The following is a 16,368-nucleotide window of genomic DNA, read 5'->3' as shown; positions in this document are numbered from 1 at the left end:
TTAGGGTTTGGTCCGCAAGGGCCAAGCGGTAGCGGAGCGTTCTGTAAGCTGATGAAGCCATACCCGTGAGGGGTGGTGGAGGTATCAGAAGTGCGAATGCTGACATGAGTAACGTAAGGGGAGTGAGAGACTCCCCCGCCGAAAGACCAAGGGTTCCTGCTTAAAGCTAATCTGAGCAGGGTTAGCCGGCCCCTAAGACGAGGCGGAAACGCGTAGTCGATGGGAACCACGTTAATATTCGTGGGCTTGGAGGTAGTGACGGATCGCACAAGTTGTCCAATCTTATCGGATTGAACGGGCAGCGGAGCGGTTCCAGGAAATAGCTCCTCCTTATAAACCGTACCCGAAACCGACACTGGTGGTCAGGTAGAGTATACCAAGGCGCTTGAGAGAACTATGCTGAAGGAACTCGGCAAATTGCACGCGTAACTTCGGAAGAAGCGTGACCCTTTTCTACGCAAGTAGAGGAGGGTGGCACAGACCAGGGGGTAGCGACTGTTTATCAAAAACACAGGGCTCTGCGAAGTCGCAAGACGACGTATAGGGTCTGACGCCTGCCCGGTGCTGGAAGGTTAAGAGGAGGGGTGCAAGCTCTGAATCGAAGCCCCAGTAAACGGCGGCCGTAACTATAACGGTCCTAAGGTAGCGAAATTCCTTGTCGGGTAAGTTCCGACCTGCACGAATGGCGTAACGACTTCCCCGCTGTCTCCAGCATAGACTCAGTGAAATTGAATTCCCCGTGAAGATGCGGGGTTCCTGCGGTTAGACGGAAAGACCCCGTGCACCTTTACTATAGCTTTACATTGGCATTCGTAGTGGCATGTGTAGGATAGGTGGTAGGCTTTGAAACCTGGGCGCCAGCTCAGGTGGAGCCACCCTTGAAATACCACCCTTATTACTATGGATGTCTAACCGCGGCCCGTTATCCGGGTCCGGGACAATGTATGGTGGGTAGTTTGACTGGGGCGGTCGCCTCCTAAAGAGTAACGGAGGCGCGCGATGGTGGGCTCAGAACGGTCGGAAATCGTTCGCTGAGTGCAATGGCATAAGCCTGCCTGACTGCGAGACTGACAAGTCGAGCAGAGACGAAAGTCGGTCATAGTGATCCGGTGGTCCCGCGTGGAAGGGCCATCGCTCAACGGATAAAAGGTACGCCGGGGATAACAGGCTGATGACCCCCAAGAGTCCATATCGACGGGGTTGTTTGGCACCTCGATGTCGACTCATCGCATCCTGGGGCTGGAGCAGGTCCCAAGGGTATGGCTGTTCGCCATTTAAAGCGGTACGTGAGTTGGGTTCAGAACGTCGTGAGACAGTTCGGTCCCTATCTGCCGTGGGTGTAGGAATATTGAAAGGATCTGTCCCTAGTACGAGAGGACCGGGATGGACGGATCTCTGGTGGACCTGTTGTGGCGCCAGCCGCATAGCAGGGTAGCTATATCCGGACGGGATAACCGCTGAAGGCATCTAAGCGGGAAACCCACCTTAAAACGAGTATTCCCTGAGAACCGTGGAAGACGACCACGTTGATAGGCCGGGTGTGGAAGAGCGGCAACGCTTGAAGCTTACCGGTACTAATAGTTCGATCGGCTTGATCGTTCTCATTCCTTATGCTCATCTCGGCGCAATCCAAAGATTGTCGCCACGATGATCTGACCAGCGCTCACGCGTCGTATCGGCCTTCGGCCGGACGCTCCGCGAGGGCGCCGGAAAACCGGCGACGCGCAGTCGCGCTTGCGGGCTATGCCCGAAAGCCAACCGCAAAGGCGTCGCCTTGGCACAAAAACAGCTTCTCGAATAACGTGCGTTTTGCCGACCTGGTGGTTATGGCGGAGCGGCTGCACCCGATCCCATTCCGAACTCGGCCGTGAAACGCTCCAGCGCTGATGGTACTTCGTCTCAAGACGCGGGAGAGTAGGTCGCTGCCAGGTCTGCCAAACGCACGTTGCTTACATCAAGGATCAAACGATCCCGCATGAAGCGAAATCTTCTCTCTACGATTTTTGTGGTGCATGTCGTTATCCCAAAACCGCTAAGCACTTTTGGGCGACATGCATGAGGCCCGCCAACGGGAACACGGGCCGCGAAAGCGGCCCTTTCATTTGGTGGCAAAAACATATCCAGCAAGAAATTCCTTGCTGAATTCGGCAAGCAAGCGTTTGCCCAGACGGGACAAGCAAGAGCTTGCCCGGAGGTGACGCGGGGTGGAGCAGCCCGGTAGCTCGTCAGGCTCATAACCTGAAGGTCACAGGTTCAAATCCTGTCCCCGCAACCAACATCAAAAAGCCCGCCTCGTGCGGGCCTTTTTTGTATCGCGCAGCCGCCGCCGGCGGTTTTAACCTGCATTGCCGCCTGCTCGAGCCTTTCGGAAACATTCCACCTGCCGAGGCCGAAGATACTACGCCATGCTCGACGCGGAGCGTATGGCAGCCTGACTTTAACCCTTGGAGCCCCGACTAGCCCGGAGCGGATCAGTCGCCGCGGTGCTCAAATGCGGACGCTTGCGGTGGTATAAGTGAGGTCGTGACGGAGCGCCCGCGCCGGCGACAATGTCGTAGCTCCACAAATAGACCCCCGTATTTTGATCTGCGCGAAGCAGCCAGTCAGTCATAGCAGGAGACCTATTCAATGCCGCTCGAATGCATAAATCCCGACGATCTGCCGGTTCCGGAAATGTACAGCCAGGTCGTCGTCGCGACAGGAAGCAAGCTGGTGTTCGTCTCAGGCCAGCAGCCGGAAGACATACACGGCAAGCTCGTTGGCCATGGTGATTTCGCCGCCCAGGCGCGCCTGTCGTTCGGAAACCTTGGCCGTGCGCTTGCTGCCGCCGGCGCTCGGCCTGAGCAAGTCTGCAAGATCACAATTTACATCGTCGATTACAGACGCGACGAACACGTGCCGATCATCGAACAGGCCCAGATCGAGCTGTTCGGGGATCACAAGCCAGCAAACGTGGTGGTCGGGATAGCTGTGATGTCTCCTGGCTACCTGATAGAAATCGATGCGATCGCGGTCATCGACCCCTTGGGCTAAGCGAGGACGCGTCAAGGCGGCGGCATTGGCTGGCAAGGCAGGCAATTCAAGGCGAGCGAGCGGCATGGCATCGGCTGACGCAAAGCCCTGACAGATCATCTCATACGTGCTTGCGGCCGCCGGTTTCCCGGAACCAGCTGTCGGGGTAGGGGTACCACCAGGCCTGGATCGCCGGCTTGTGGTCGATGATCACCATCTTGGAGCGGCGGAAGGCGTCGAGCCCCTGGCGGCCGAGCTCGCGGCCAAGGCCTGAGGCCTTCCAGCCGCCAAAGGGCAGGGCGTCATTGTCGATCAGCGGGTTGTTGACCCAGACCATGCCGGCTTCGAGCCGCTCGGCCGCCTCGTGCGCCTCGGCGAGGTCGGTGGTGAACACCGAGGCGCCGAGCCCGAACGGACTGTCATTGGCAAGCCGGATCGCCTCGTCGAAATCCTTGGCACGGCAGATCGCGGCAACCGGCCCAAAACACTCTTCGCGCACGATCGCCATGTCGGGGGTGACGCCAGTCAGGATCGTCGGCTCGTAGAACCAGCCGGTGTTGTGCGCTGGCGGGATACGGCCGCCGGTGACTGCCTTGGCGCCGTTGCGAATGGCATCGTCGACCAGCCGCATCACTTTCGCCCGGGCGGCCTCGCTGACCAGCGGGCCGATTTCGGTCTTGTCCATGCCATTGCCGATGCGCAGAGCTCGCGTCTTCTCGGCGAACAGCTCGACGAAGCGATCATGCACCGAGTCCACGACAAAGAAGCGCTCGGCCGAAGTGCAGACCTGGCCGGTGAGGTGGAAGGCAGCGGTGACACTGCCGGTTGCCGCCACGTCCAGCGGGGCGTGCTGGCTGATGATCAGTGGATCGCTGCCGCCAGCCTCGATGACGCAGGGCTTCATGCGTTCGGCGCAGGCGACGGCCACCGCCTTGCCGGCGGCGACCGAGCCGGTGAAAGCAACGGCGTGAGTGCGGTCGGACGCGATCAGCGTCTGCGCTGTCGCCGCTCCGCCCGGCAGGCAAGACACCATGCCTTCGGGCAGCGAGCGGAACACGCTCATGTAGTCGAGCGTCGATAGCGTCGTCGCCTCGGCCGGCTTTATGATGCAGGCATTGCCAGCGGCAAGCGATGCCGCAACGGTCCAGCACATCAACAGGATCGGGAAGTTGTAGGGCATGATGTGGACGGAGACGCCGTAGGGCTCGTAGCGCGCATATTGGAACGAGCCGGCCTGCGTCGTGCCGGCGATCTTGCCGGCATCGTCACGCGCCATCTCGGCATAGTAGCGGAAGATCGGCGCACAATTGGCGATCTCGCCGATCGCTTCGGGATAGGGTTTTCCCATCTCGCGCACCATCAGCTCGGCGCAGCGGGTGAAGTCGGCCGCCTCGATGGCGTTGGCGACCGCATGCAGGTGTTTGGCCCGGCTCTTGGCGTCGAGCTTCTTCCAGGCGCCTTGCGCCGTGGTCGCGGCGGTCAGCGCGGCGTCGATCTCGCCATCGCTGGCTGAAGCGCTTGCGCCGACGGTTTCCAGCGTCGCCGGATCGATCACCGGTTTTGCCGGGCCGGTCATCGGCCGGTAGTCAGGGTTGACGAAGAGGGTCGGCCGGTCGGCGGAGAAATGCATTTTCGTCCTCCTCCACGTATGGAGCCTTTTTGAGAATTCGCCCTGCCGAGGCAGATGGCGTGGCTTTCGAGAACCGGAGCGCAGCGGACATTTGGGTCCGTGAGCACCGGAAGCGCAGAAAGCCGCGTCAGGTGTCCGGCAGGGTAGAATTATCGGAAAGGCTCAGCGGATCATGTAGACCTTCTTGATCGTCTCATGGACGGTGCAGACGCCTTTCCAGTCCTGCGGAAAGAATGCCGCCGTGTCTGGCTCGATCTCAATGACCTCGCCGGATTCATGGACATAGGTGCAGCGCCCTTCGAGGAAGTGGCAGAACTCGTCGCGGGTCACGTGGCAATGCCATTTGCCGGGGGTGCAGACCCACAGGCCGCATTCGGAGCGGCCTTCCGGTCCCTTGTAGAGCAACTTGCCCGAGGTGTGGGATTGCCCCTCGATCATGGTCGGGATGACGCCCCAGTCGACGAGGTCGGTGATGGCAAGCGGGGATTGCATGATGGGCGTGGTCATAGCGATTTCCTTGGAGCTCAGCGGCACATGAATGCCTTGGTCAGCGTTTGCGTGATGATGGAGGTGCCGGTCCAGCCGGCGGGGAAGAACACCAGCGTGCCGGCCTCGACCGGGATGTGTTCGCCACTCTCGTGGACATAGGTCCCGTGGCCCGACAGGAAATGGCAGAATTCGTCGGCGGCAAAGGTAACTTTGCGGCTGCCCGGTGTGCACGACCACAGGCCGCATTCGCTGGAACCGTCGGGATTCTGCGACAGGATTTTGCCCGAGGCACGCGGAGACCCCGATATGGTGTTGGAGCCCGCGCCCCAATCCTCCAGCTCCACGGTCGAAGCCTTTGGCCAGTGCGGTGTCGGCATGTGGTGCTCCCTGTTCAGCGATGTCAGGCCAGCATGTAGACGTTGCGCAGGGTCTCGTGGACCGTGCATTCGCCCGTCCAGCCGGCAGGGAACATGACCACGGTCCCGGCGGAGACTTCTATCACTTCGCCGACATCCGACCGGTAGGTCGCGCGGCCGGCGACGAAATGGCACAATTCATCGCGCGGGATCGAGAGGCGCCAGCCGCCCGGGGTGCACACCCAGATGCCGGATTCCGGCTGGTTGTTCGGCCCCTTGTGAACGAGCTTGCCCGTCGAATGCGACGCGCCGTCCAGCGCGTCAGGCTGGGCGCCCCAGTCGACGAGGTCGGTGCGGGTGGAGGCCCGGTAGAGGTGCGGTGCGGAGGAGGTCACAGCAGCGCCTCCAGCAGCCCGGCCGCCTTCTCCGGACCGTTCTGCGCCTGCATCTGCGCCGAGGTTTTGGCCAGCTTGGCCTTCATCGTCGGGTCGGTCAGGCAGGTCTCGATCCGGCTGATCAACTGGGCATCGCTCCAGTCATAGCGCGGCATGCCGAAGCCGTGGCCGGTTTCCTGGACCCGGGTGGCGTTGTCGTGGCCGTCCCAGACATAGGGCATTATGATGGCCGGCTTGCCGAAATAGAGGCACTCGGTGAACGAGTTGTTGCCGCCATGGTGGATCACCGCATCGACCTGCGGGATCACCGAAGGCTGCGGGAACCAGCTCTCGACAATGACGTTGCCGGGCACATCCGTGTACTGATCCTTGTAGCCACCGACATTAACCAGCGCGCGGTAGCGGGTCTTGCCCAACGTCGCGATGATGCGCTTCAACAAATCGACATCGCCGGCGCCGAGGCTGCCGAAGGAGACATAGAGCAGCGGCCCGTCATTGTTCTCGACAAAGGTCGGTACTGTGTAGGGTTTCTCCTGCCGCACGCAGCCTTCGAGGTATTGGAACTTTGCCGGGTCGAGTGGATTGCGGCGCTTGAACTTCGCTGCTTCGGGGTAGAGCAGCAGGTTGAGATAGGGCGAGGCCTCGAAGAACTGGCCGATCGGGTAGGGCGCCTCATTGTTGGCAGTGAGGAAAGCGTTGAAGTCGTCATGGATCGGCTTGATCACCGCGTTGAAGTGATCGCGGTAGCGCTGGTGGCCGACATGGTCGTTCTCGCCGCAGCCCGACAGATGCGGCGGGATGTCCTCATCCTCGATCTCGTTTTCCGAGCAGGAGATGACGCGCACCCAAGGCTTGCCGAACTGCTTGATCGCCGGGAACAGGATGACGTTGTCGACGCAGATCACGTCCGGCTTGATGGCGGCCAGAACGCGCGGCAGATCCTTCTGCGCCCACTTTACGCTGTCGACGATCGCCGTCCAGCAATCCTTCACATAGTTGTCGACCTGGTCGTAGGGCGATTTGCGGAAGTTCGGGATGTGGCCGTTGATGAAATCCTCCCAGAATTTCGCCATCTGCTCGGGCGGCATCGGTTCCGACAGGTTCACCGGATGCGCCTCGAAGCCGTAGCCCTTGTAGACATCGACGAAGCCGGGGTCGGACAGGAACACAGCCTTGTGGCCGCGTGCCTCGACGGCTTGCGCGATGCCGACGGAATTGAGCGCCGGGCCGTAGGCCGCTTCCGGAAAAAACGCGATCGTCTTCTGCGCCATCAGGCTTCTCCTCTCATTCCTCAAAAATTCTGACATCGGCGGCATCCCAACCGAGTTCGACCTGGTCACCCGAGGAGACCGGCCGGCGGTCGGCGGCGTCGGCAGTGACACGCACCAGGAAGGGTTTTGGCGACAACGGCGTGCGGACATGCAGTTGCAGGTCGAGCCCGTGATAGGCCAGTGCCTCGACCGTGCCGGTGGTGCGGTTGGCAGTCCGAGCCTCCGGGAACAGTCGGAGGCGTTCGGGCCGCACCGAGGCAACTGCGGATGCGCCTGACGTGAGCGTGGCGGGAACCTTGCCGGTAACACGCACACCGTTCGCGGCGACCACGCCATCGGCTGTCGCTTTACCGGCCACGAAATTCATCACCCCAATGAAGTCGGCAACGAAACGGTCGGCGGGATGTTCGTAGATCGCGTGCGGCGTGTCGCATTGCAGCAGTCTGCCGTCCCTCAGCACCGCCATGCGATCGGCCATGACCAGCGATTCCTCCTGATCGTGGGTGACGATGACGAAGGTGATGCCGACTTCGTGCTGCAGCCGCTTAAGCTCCAGCTGCATGGCGCCGCGCAGCTTCTTGTCGAGCGCGCCGAGCGGTTCGTCGAGCAGCAGCAGGCGAGGCCGCTTGACCAAAGCCCTGGCGAGCGCGACGCGCTGCTTCTGGCCGCCCGACAATTGCTCCGGCTTGCGGTCGGCGAAGGGGACGAGTTCGGTGGTCGCCAGGATCGCGTCGACGCGGGAGCGTATCTCAGCCGTCGGCAAGCGCTCCATTTCGAGGCCATAGGAGACATTGGCGCGCACGCTCATATGCGGAAACAGCGCGTAGGACTGGAACATCAGATTGACCGGCCGCTTGTTGGGCGGGGTTCTCGCGATATCGCGGCCGTCCAGAAGGATGCGCCCGTCCGTGGGCGTCTCGAAGCCGGCCAGCATACGCAAGAGCGTGGTCTTGCCGCAGCCGGAGGGGCCGAGCAGGGCGAAGAACTCGTTCTCCCTGATGTCGAGCGAGATGCCGTCGATGGCGGTGACGCGGCCGAAATTCTTCGACACATTGTCGATGGCCAACAGCGTGCGCGGCTCGCTCATTGGCCGATGATCCCACGGTTGAGCCGCTGCGACAGGGTGAGCGCGGTGATGCTTACAGCCATGACGATGGTTGCCAGCGCGTTGATCTCCGGCGTGATGCCGAAGCGGATCATGGCGTAGATCTGCATCGGCAGAGTGGTCGAGGCGCGGCCGGCGCCGGCGGTGAAGAAGGCGATGATGAACTCGTCGACCGAGAGCGTGAAGGCAAGCAGTGCGCCGGCAATCACCGCCGGCAAGATGACCGGCAAGGTCACACGCCGGAAAGTGGTGATCGCGGAGGCGCCGAGATCGGCGGACGCCTCGACGATCGACCAGTCGAAACTCTTCAGCCTTGCACGCACCACCGAACAGACGAAAGCGAGGTTGAAGACGACATGGGCGAGGATGATGGTGTGCAGACCCATGGTGAGGTTAAGCATGGAAAAGAACGACAGCAGCGCGATGGCCAGCACGATGTCGGGGATGATCATCGGCGCGAAAATCAGTGCCTCGAGACCTTTGCCATACTGCCGGCGCATCTCGACGCCGATGGCCAGCAGCGTGCCGAGCAAGGTGGCGATTGCGGTCGAGACCAGTGCCACGATCAGCGTGTTCAGCGCGGCTGAGAGGATGGCGGAATTGTTGGCCAGCGAGGCGTACCATTTCAACGAAAAGCCCGACCATGCCGTCGGCAGTCCGCCTTCGTTAAAGGATAGCGCCACCAGCACGGCGATCGGGATGTAGAGGAAGGCGAAGACGAGGCTCAGCACGACCCAGAGCGTGCGCCGCGTGGCCGGGGAGCGCTCAGCCATCCGCGCCTCCGTACGCCTCTGCCGCACGCCCCGCGGCGCGGTCGGCGGCAAGCGCCTGCGCCATCAGCACCAGGAGCATGATGGCGATCAGCGCCATGGCCAAGGCTGCGCCGAACGGCCAGTCATTGGCGGTCAGGAACTGGTCGTAGACGAGATTGCCGATCATCTGGAAGCGGCCGCCGCCGAGCAGCGCCGGGGTGACGAAATTGCCGATTGACAGCACGAAGACGAAAACCGCGCCGGCGGCGATGCCAGGCACCGTCAGCGGCAGGATGACACGGCGGAAGGTGGTGGCGGCCGAAGCGCCAAGATCGCGCGAGGCTTCGGCGAGTTCCGGGTTGAGCCGCGACAACGGCGCGTAGCAGGCGAGGATGACGAAGGGCAGATAATTATAGACCAAGCCGGCGATGACGGCGCCTTCGGTGTAGAGCATCGACGGCGGCTCGCCGGTGTAGCCAAACCAGCGTAGCAACTGGGTGATCAGGCCCTCGCGGTTGAGCAGCACGATCCAGGCATAGGTGCGGATCAGATAGTTGGACCAGAATGGCAGCACGGCGAAGAACAGGAAAATTGGCTGCCAGCGGCGCGGGGCGGCCGCGATGGCATAGGCGGCGGCATAGCCGATCACCACCGCTATCATGGTCGCCGTGCCGGCGATGCGCGCCGACTTGAGGAAGATGCCGGCATAGAGCGGGTCGAAGACCAGCCCGAAATTCTCCAGAGTGAAGGTGTAGTCGATGCCGCCATAGATGCCGCGCCGGAAGAAGGCGAGCGCCAGCACCAATGCGCATGGCACCACCATCAGCGCGGTCAGCCAGACCAGCGCGGGGGCCATCAACAGGGAGGAGCGAAGTCGGGTCTGGGACAATTCTTCAGGTACCGCTCAAGGCCGGCGACAGAAGCGCCGCTGGCCGCGATGTCTGCGCCGCTTACTGTGCGGCCTTGATCTCGCTGACGATCTTGGAATAGTCGCGCTGGGCCTCTCCGACGTCACGCAGCTGTTCGAACTTGACGAGGTCGGCCACCGGCATCGCCATATTTGGGAATTTGGCCAGGAAATCGGCAGGCAGGCTTTCCATCGCCGGCTTGTTCGGCACTTTATAATCGATGTTCTGCGCCGCCCAGGCGTGGTTCTTGGCGTCGAGCATGAAGTTGATGAACTTGAAGGCGTCGTCCTTGTGCTCGGAAGCCTTCATCACCACCATCGTGTCGACCCAGAGGTCCGAACCTTCCTTGGGGATGACATATTTGATCTCGGGCTTGTCGGCGATGCCGTAATTGCACCAGCCGTCCCAGGCCTGCACCATAAGCGCCTCGCCGGAAACCAGCTTGGAATAGAAGGTGGTGTCGTCATAGGCCAGCAGGGTCTTCTTGGCCGAGATCAAGAGGTCCTTGACCTCGGCCATCTTGGCCGTGTCGGTCTCGTTGACGGAATAGCCCTTGTCGAGCTGCCCGGCGGCCAATAGCCAGCGGTCGGTCGCCAGCATGGTGGTCTTGCCCTTCAACTCGTCGGAAGGCGCGAGCAGGTCGCTCCAGCTGGTGGGCGCCGTCTTGACCAGATCCGAGCGGTAGCAGAGACCCGTTGTGCCCCAGGTGTAGGGGACGGAGAAGGTGTTGCCGACATCATGCGGCAGTTTGGTCGCTTCGGGGTAGAGGTTGGCAAGGTTGGGGATCTTGGCATGGTCGACCGGCTCGGTCAGGCCAAGCTTGTTCAGCACCTCGGCGAAGGGCGAGGAGACGAACACCACGTCATAGCCCTTGCCACCAGCGGCAATCAGCTTGCCCATGATCTCTTCATTGGTGGCGTGCACCACCACCTCGCCGGAGACGCCGGTGGCGGTCTTGAAGGCGGCCATGGCGTCGGGCGCCATGTAACCGTCCCAGTTGGAAATGACGAGGTCGGCGGCCATCGCCTGCGCCGATAGCGTCAGGGCGAGGCCGAGAGCGATTGAAGATATTTTGAGCGCACGGCGCCGCAGGCTGGTAGCGGTCATGGCAGACTCCCATTCGGGTTGATCGTCGAATTCATTCGCTGGACCAAGCCGGCGATCCGCGCCGTTGCCTCGATCCTGTTCCCTCGGTCTTTTCTCGCCGATAGTGATGACAGTACTATTGCAGAAAAAAGTACGTCAATCCATAATTTGTAAACCGACCGAAGAATCCGGCCGATTGCCCTTACACCGGGGATCGGCCAAACCATGCGGTCACATTCGCAATCGAGAATTGTCATGCAAGCCGCAGCCCGACGACCTCGCACCAACCATCTCGATCTGGCGCAGCGCATCCTCGATGTGGCGCGCCAGCGCGGTTTCGAGCCCGGCGCCCGCCTGCCCGAGCAGCAGATTGCCTCTCTCTGCAATGTCTCGCGTACACCAGTGCGGGCGGCACTCAGGCTGCTTGCCGGTCAGGGTGTCGTGCGCTGGGAGGCCGATTCCGGTTATTATTTGGCGGTCGACCTTGCCGCGCAGCCGGCCATCGCGGCCGAGCTTCCAAGCGCTGAGGAAGACGAACTTGCCGAAGCCATCCTGCGCGACCGCTCGGCGCGTCGGCTGGACCCGACGGTGACCGTCGCGGGGCTGATGCGGCGGTACGATGCCGAGCGAAAGACGGTACTAAAAGCACTTAACAAACTGACCGATGAGAATCTGCTCGACCGAGCGCCCGGCCAGTCCTGGCTTTTCCGCCGTGCGCCCGACGATCCGGAGGCGCAAGGCGAAAGCTATGAATTCCGCTTGCTGTTGGAGCCCGCGGCGATCCTGGCGCCCGGCTTCCGGCTGGACGGCGCGCGGGCTGCCGCGTTGCGCCAGGGCATGGAATCGCTATCGGTACTGCCAGACGCAAGCTTCGACACGCGCGAGTTCCAACGGCTGGATATGGATTTCCACGGCATGATCGCCGAGGGTTGCGCCAACCGCTTTGTGTCCGACGCGCTGGCCGATCATCTCCGCCTGCGCCGGCTGCCCGGCATTTATACCGGTGTCAATGTCTTTCGCCTGCGGCAATCGCTGCTGGAACATCTGAATATACTCGACCATCTTGAAAACCGGCAGTATGAGGTGGCTGCCGATCTGCTTCGCATCCATCTGCGGCTCTCCCGCAACCAGCGACCGCAAGCAGCCAGCCGCGGGGCCCCCGCACTGTTCGGCATGATCAGCCGACCGGACTGAACCGGACTGAAGAGGAATAATTGACGCGTAAAGCCAGCCCGACCATCGCGCTGTTTCCCGAAGCCAGTTTCGGGGCCGCGTTGAATTGCGTTGGTATCGCGCAGGCATTGCGTGCCCGGGGCGCTCGCCCCGTCTTCATCTGCCATGCCGGTTTCTCTGGCGTCTTTGCCGGCTATGGTTTCCAGGAATACCAGCTGCCGACCGACGAGCCGTTGAGCGACAGCGAGCGCCAGAGCTATTGGCAGGCCTTCGTGCGCCGGCATTTGCCGCATTTCCGGCTGAGCCCGATCGACCAGCTCGAAACCTACGTCGCGCCGACCTGGCAGGCGATCGTCGATACTGCTGTCAACGCAGAAGCGCCGCTACGGCAATTGCTGGCGAGGCTGAAGCCGGATGCGGTGGTGCTCGACAATGTCATCATGTTCCCGGCGATCGCCGCGGCCGGCTGTCCATGGGTGCGTGTCGTCTCCTGCGCCGAGACCGAGCTGCCCGACGCCAATGTGCCGCCCTATCTTTCCGGAATGGCTGCCGACGACCCGCAACGCGCTGCGTTCGAGGCGCGCTATCTCTCGGCTGCGGCGCCCGCGCATGACCGCTTCAACCGTTTTCGCGCGGATGCCGGCCTGGCGCCGCTGCCGAAGGGCCTGTTCCTCGAAACGTCGCCCGAGCTCAACCTGCTTCTAACGCCGGCGATCGTGCGGCGCGAGCGCGTCGAGCCGCTCGACCCCAAGCGTTTCGTTTATCTCGAAGGCTGCGTGCGTTCGGAAGGACCCTTCGAGGTGCCGGTGTTTCCGCGCAATGGTGGGCCGCTGGTCTATGTCAGCTTCGGCAGCCTCGGCGCCATGGATGTCGGGCTGATCGAGCGCATGCTTGCTGTCTTCGACCGGCTGCCGGCGCGCTTCATCGTCAATGCCGGCGGCTTGCGCGACGCCTATCGTGCAGTGCCGGACAATGTCTATCTCGACGCCTGGTTTCCGCAGCCTTCGGTGGTGGCGAAGTCGGACCTGTTCATTCACCACGGCGGAAACAACAGCTTTTGCGAGGCGCTGCGCTTCGGCGTGCCGTCGCTGATCATGCCCTATTGCTGGGACGGTCACGACAATGCGCAACGCGCGGGAGAGACGGGCGTCGGCGACCATATCGGCCGCGACGCCTGGACCGAAGGGGGATTGGAGAGAGCCATTCTCGGCCTGCTGGCCGACGATGTGATGCGCGCCCGCCTCAGGGAGAATGCAGCCCGGATGGCGCTGAGCCCTGGAACGGATGTGGCCGCGCAAGCCATACTCTCTCTCATAGGTACGTGAACGAAATGGACAAAAATACGGATACCGCGACAACCTTCAACGGCATCGACCCCAAGAGCTGGCTCGCCCGGCACGGCATCAACGAAGTAGAATGCCTGGTGCCGGATATGAACGGCGTGCTGCGCGGCAAGGCGCTGCCGACGGCGAAATTCCTCAAGGCGCTGGAAGACCGCGCACTGTTCCTGCCGAGTAGCGCTTTCCTGGTCAGCATCGACGGCCGCTATTCCGGCTCGATCGACGAAGGCTTTGCCTATCAGGACCCGGACATGCGCATGGTGCCCGATGTCTCGACGCTCTGCCTGGCGCCAGGCGGCGGCGCCGGCAAAGCCTACGTCTTCGCCGACGCCTTCCACATGGATAGCGACGGCCCGTGGATGGCCTCGCCGCGCCATGTCCTGCGTGCCGTGCTCGATCTCTATCGGCAGCGCGGCTGGCGCGCGGTGGTGGCGCCGGAGGTGGAATTCTACCTGACCGCGCACAATCCCAATCCCGATCAACCGCTGACCGCGCCGGTGGGCGGCAATGGCCGCGCTGAGGGTTCGCAGCATCCCTATGACATGGTTGCGCTCGAGGAATACGAGCCGGCCATCCGGCGCATCTATGAGTATGCCGCGGCAGCCGGGCTGCCGCTCGACACGCTGATCCATGAATCCGGACCGGGGCAGTTGGAGATCAACCTGCTCCATGGCGATGCGGTGCAGCTTGCCGATCAGGTGCTGCTGTTCAAGCGGCTGACGCGCCAGGCCGCGCAGCAATGCGGCATGCATGCCACGTTCATGGCCAAGCCGCATGCGACACAGGCCGGCAGCTCGATGCACTTGCACATGTCTGTGGTCGACGAGAAGACGGGTGCGGCGCTGTTTGCCAGCGCCGACGATGCCGACACCGAAATGTTCGGCCACTTCATCGGCGGCCTGCAGACGTACGTGCCCGAGATCATGCCGCTGTTTGCACCGAATGTGAACTCGTTCCGCCGTATCCGGCCAAACCACAGCGCGCCGGCCAATATCGAATGGTCGCATGACAACCGCTCCTGCGGGTTGCGCGTGCCGGCCGGTGGGCGCGCCGCAAGGCGGGTGGAAAACCGTCTGCCTGGCGCCGATAGCAACCCCTATCTGGCGCTCGCCGGCTCTCTGCTTGCCGGCTATCTCGGCGTCGAGCAGAAGCTCGCGCGCTCGGCCGAGGCATCGGGCAATGCCTACAAGATCAAAAGCACGCTGCCGAAAACCATGGAGGAGGCGCTCGACCGCTTCACCGCCTGCGAGCCGGTGCGGGCGCTGCTCGGCGAGGATTTCTTCCAGACCTATCTGCGCGTCAAGAGCGTCGAGCTTGATCTGTTCCAGAGCGTTGTGACGAGCTGGGAACGCGACCACCTGTTGCTGAAGGTGTGATCATGGCCTCCAGTCCAACAGGTTTCAATTCCGGTCTCGATATCGGCAAATCCTACTATGTCGCCACCGCCAATCCGGCGCCGGACCATCCGGCGCTGGTGGGAGATGTCGACGCCGACCTGGTGGTGGTCGGCGGCGGCTGCACCGGCCTGTCCGCCGCCCTTCATGCCGCTGGGCGCGGCCTGAAGGTGGTGCTGCTTGAAGGCGGCAAGATCGGCTGGGGCGCGTCAGGCCGCAATGGCGGGCAGATGATCCCGGGCTTACGCAAAGGCGCCAAGGGCTTGGTCAAGGCTTTCGGGCCGGAGCGGGCGAAGGCGCTGTTCGACCTCGCCTTCGAGGCGCGTGGCCTGGTGCTCGATATCATCGAGCGCCATGCCATCGATTGCGACCTGAGGCTGACCGGCCATCTGGTCGGCGCGGTCAACGGCTCCGATCTCAAGGACCTGGAAGAAGAGGCCAAATGCCTCGACAGCGCGATGAAGTTCCGCGACGTCGAGATCCTGTCTGCGGCCGACGCTCGAGCCAAGGTCGACACGCCCTATCTCGGCGCCATGTATGAACCGCTCGGCGGCCACATGCATCCGCTGAACTACACGCTCGGGCTTGCCCGTGCCGCGACTGCCGCCGGTGTCATCATCCACGAAAATTCCGTGGCGGTGAAACTGGAGCGGGAACCGTCGATCCGGGTCTCGACAGCAAGGGGGTCGGTCAGCGCCAAACATGTCGTGCTGGCGGGCGACGCGTTGCTGCACGGACTGGAGCCGCGCGTCAACAGCCGCATCATGCCGGTCGGAAACTACATCGTCGCCACCGAGAAGCTGGAGGGCAAGCGCAATGTCATCCCGGCCAATGTCGCGGTGTCCGATACGCGCTTCGTCGTCAACTACTACCGCATGTCGGCGGACGGACGGCTTCTGTTCGGTGGCGGCGAGCGCTACACGCCATCGCCGCCAACCGACATTGCCGGCTTCGTGCGGCCGCATATGGAAGCCACCTTCCCGCAGCTGAAAGGCTGCCGCATCGACCATGCCTGGGGTGGGCTGGTGTCGGTGACGACGTCGCGGCTGCCGCATGTCGGGCACTATGGCGAGGTCTATTTCGCGCATGGCTATTCCGGCAAGGGTGTCATCCTGTCGACGCTCTCGGGCAAGCTCTTGGCTGAAGCCATCACCGGCGATGCCGCGCGGCTCGACCTGTTCTCGACACTGATGCCGCTGCCGTTCCCCGGCGGCACGGCGCTGCGCGGTCCGCTCTATGTGCTGGGCATGTTGTGGTACGCGATGCGCGACCGCATCAAGCACTGAGGCTGCGGCGAGACGATGGAGAGGTTTTGCACCGCGCTATGATGCGCGGGCAAGAAAGGTCTGGTAGTCGGATTTTGCCTGCAGCAAACGAACGATGTTGTTGCGTGATCCGCGGATGTCAGCGCGGCCTTGTCGGGCGCCAGGATCGCCGCGGCATCATCGGCGCCTGCG

General features: G+C 62.5%; 14 protein-coding genes, 1 tRNA gene and 2 rRNA genes (1 of these 17 only partly in view). 8 read left to right on the top strand and 9 right to left on the bottom strand.

The features are described 5' to 3' along the window. The 4 genes from ACWGTI_RS05355 to ACWGTI_RS05340 all read left to right on the top strand — a co-directional run. A 23S ribosomal RNA gene (locus ACWGTI_RS05355) occupies positions 1–1,599 on the top strand (it extends 1,203 nt beyond the left edge of the window). A gap of 217 nt (positions 1,600–1,816) precedes the next feature. Beyond that, positions 1,817–1,931, top strand: a 5S ribosomal RNA gene (gene rrf / locus ACWGTI_RS05350). A 267-nt stretch (positions 1,932–2,198) separates the two neighbouring features. After that, positions 2,199–2,275: transfer RNA gene (locus ACWGTI_RS05345), tRNA-Met, on the top strand. A 353-nt stretch (positions 2,276–2,628) separates the two neighbouring features. Beyond that, positions 2,629–3,033 (top strand): RidA family protein, encoded by a 405-nt coding sequence (locus ACWGTI_RS05340; RefSeq protein ID WP_454586138.1) that lies wholly within the window; start codon positions 2,629–2,631, stop codon positions 3,031–3,033. A 100-nt stretch (positions 3,034–3,133) separates the two neighbouring features. Here the strand turns inward: ACWGTI_RS05340 and ACWGTI_RS05335 are convergent, their stop codons facing one another. The 9 genes from ACWGTI_RS05335 to ACWGTI_RS05295 all read right to left on the bottom strand — a co-directional run bounded on the left by ACWGTI_RS05335 (position 3,134) and on the right by ACWGTI_RS05295 (position 11,025). Further along, positions 3,134–4,642, bottom strand: coding sequence for an aldehyde dehydrogenase family protein (locus ACWGTI_RS05335; RefSeq protein ID WP_454586137.1), 1,509 nt, complete (start codon positions 4,640–4,642; stop codon positions 3,134–3,136). 162 nt (positions 4,643–4,804) lie between these two features. Then, positions 4,805–5,149 carry a cupin domain-containing protein gene (locus ACWGTI_RS05330; RefSeq protein ID WP_115139971.1) on the bottom strand — a complete coding sequence of 115 codons (345 nt, stop codon included), beginning with the start codon at positions 5,147–5,149 and terminating at the stop codon, positions 4,805–4,807. 17 nt (positions 5,150–5,166) lie between these two features. Further along, the gene (locus tag ACWGTI_RS05325; protein WP_454586136.1) at positions 5,167–5,508 is read right to left on the bottom strand and encodes a cupin domain-containing protein; all 342 of its coding nucleotides are present in this window, start codon (positions 5,506–5,508) and stop codon (positions 5,167–5,169) included. A gap of 23 nt (positions 5,509–5,531) precedes the next feature. Next, entirely contained in the window at positions 5,532–5,882 is a 351-nt protein-coding gene (locus ACWGTI_RS05320; protein ID WP_454586135.1) for a cupin domain-containing protein, read from the bottom strand. Beyond that, a complete protein-coding gene (locus tag ACWGTI_RS05315) occupies positions 5,879–7,153 on the bottom strand; it encodes a glycosyltransferase (RefSeq protein WP_454586134.1) in 1,275 nt (424 codons plus the stop codon). The genes ACWGTI_RS05320 and ACWGTI_RS05315 overlap by 4 nt, the downstream gene beginning before the upstream one ends. A gap of 13 nt (positions 7,154–7,166) precedes the next feature. Next, entirely contained in the window at positions 7,167–8,240 is a 1,074-nt protein-coding gene (locus ACWGTI_RS05310; RefSeq protein WP_454586133.1) for an ABC transporter ATP-binding protein, read from the bottom strand. Further along, positions 8,237–9,031 carry an ABC transporter permease gene (locus ACWGTI_RS05305; protein WP_454586132.1) on the bottom strand — a complete coding sequence of 265 codons (795 nt, stop codon included), beginning with the start codon at positions 9,029–9,031 and terminating at the stop codon, positions 8,237–8,239. Before ACWGTI_RS05305 ends, ACWGTI_RS05310 begins: the two co-directional genes overlap by 4 nt. After that, complete coding sequence (locus ACWGTI_RS05300) at positions 9,024–9,866, bottom strand: ABC transporter permease (RefSeq protein WP_454586131.1); 843 nt, start codon at positions 9,864–9,866, stop codon at positions 9,024–9,026. The genes ACWGTI_RS05305 and ACWGTI_RS05300 overlap by 8 nt, the downstream gene beginning before the upstream one ends. Positions 9,867–9,960: 94 nt before the next feature. Continuing rightward, positions 9,961–11,025 carry a polyamine ABC transporter substrate-binding protein gene (locus tag ACWGTI_RS05295; RefSeq protein ID WP_454586130.1) on the bottom strand — a complete coding sequence of 355 codons (1,065 nt, stop codon included), beginning with the start codon at positions 11,023–11,025 and terminating at the stop codon, positions 9,961–9,963. 234 nt (positions 11,026–11,259) lie between these two features. Between ACWGTI_RS05295 and ACWGTI_RS05290 the strand changes: the two genes are divergently transcribed. From ACWGTI_RS05290 to ACWGTI_RS05275, 4 genes are read left to right on the top strand one after another with little or no spacing between them, the layout of a single operon-like run. Continuing rightward, on the top strand, positions 11,260–12,198 hold the full coding sequence (locus ACWGTI_RS05290; protein WP_454586129.1) for a GntR family transcriptional regulator: 939 nt from the start codon (positions 11,260–11,262) through the stop codon (positions 12,196–12,198). 20 nt (positions 12,199–12,218) lie between these two features. Next, positions 12,219–13,502, top strand: a complete 1,284-nt coding sequence (locus tag ACWGTI_RS05285; protein ID WP_454586128.1) for a glycosyltransferase — start codon at positions 12,219–12,221, stop codon at positions 13,500–13,502. A gap of 5 nt (positions 13,503–13,507) precedes the next feature. After that, positions 13,508–14,893 (top strand): glutamine synthetase family protein, encoded by a 1,386-nt coding sequence (locus ACWGTI_RS05280; RefSeq protein ID WP_454586127.1) that lies wholly within the window; start codon positions 13,508–13,510, stop codon positions 14,891–14,893. A gap of 2 nt (positions 14,894–14,895) precedes the next feature. After that, a complete protein-coding gene (locus ACWGTI_RS05275; protein WP_454586126.1) occupies positions 14,896–16,197 on the top strand; it encodes an NAD(P)/FAD-dependent oxidoreductase in 1,302 nt (433 codons plus the stop codon). Positions 16,198–16,368: the final 171 nt, after the last annotated feature.

The sequence above is a fragment of the Mesorhizobium sp. ArgA1 genome (genome assembly GCF_053714375.1).
This window is presented reverse-complemented; position numbering and strand designations above follow the sequence as displayed.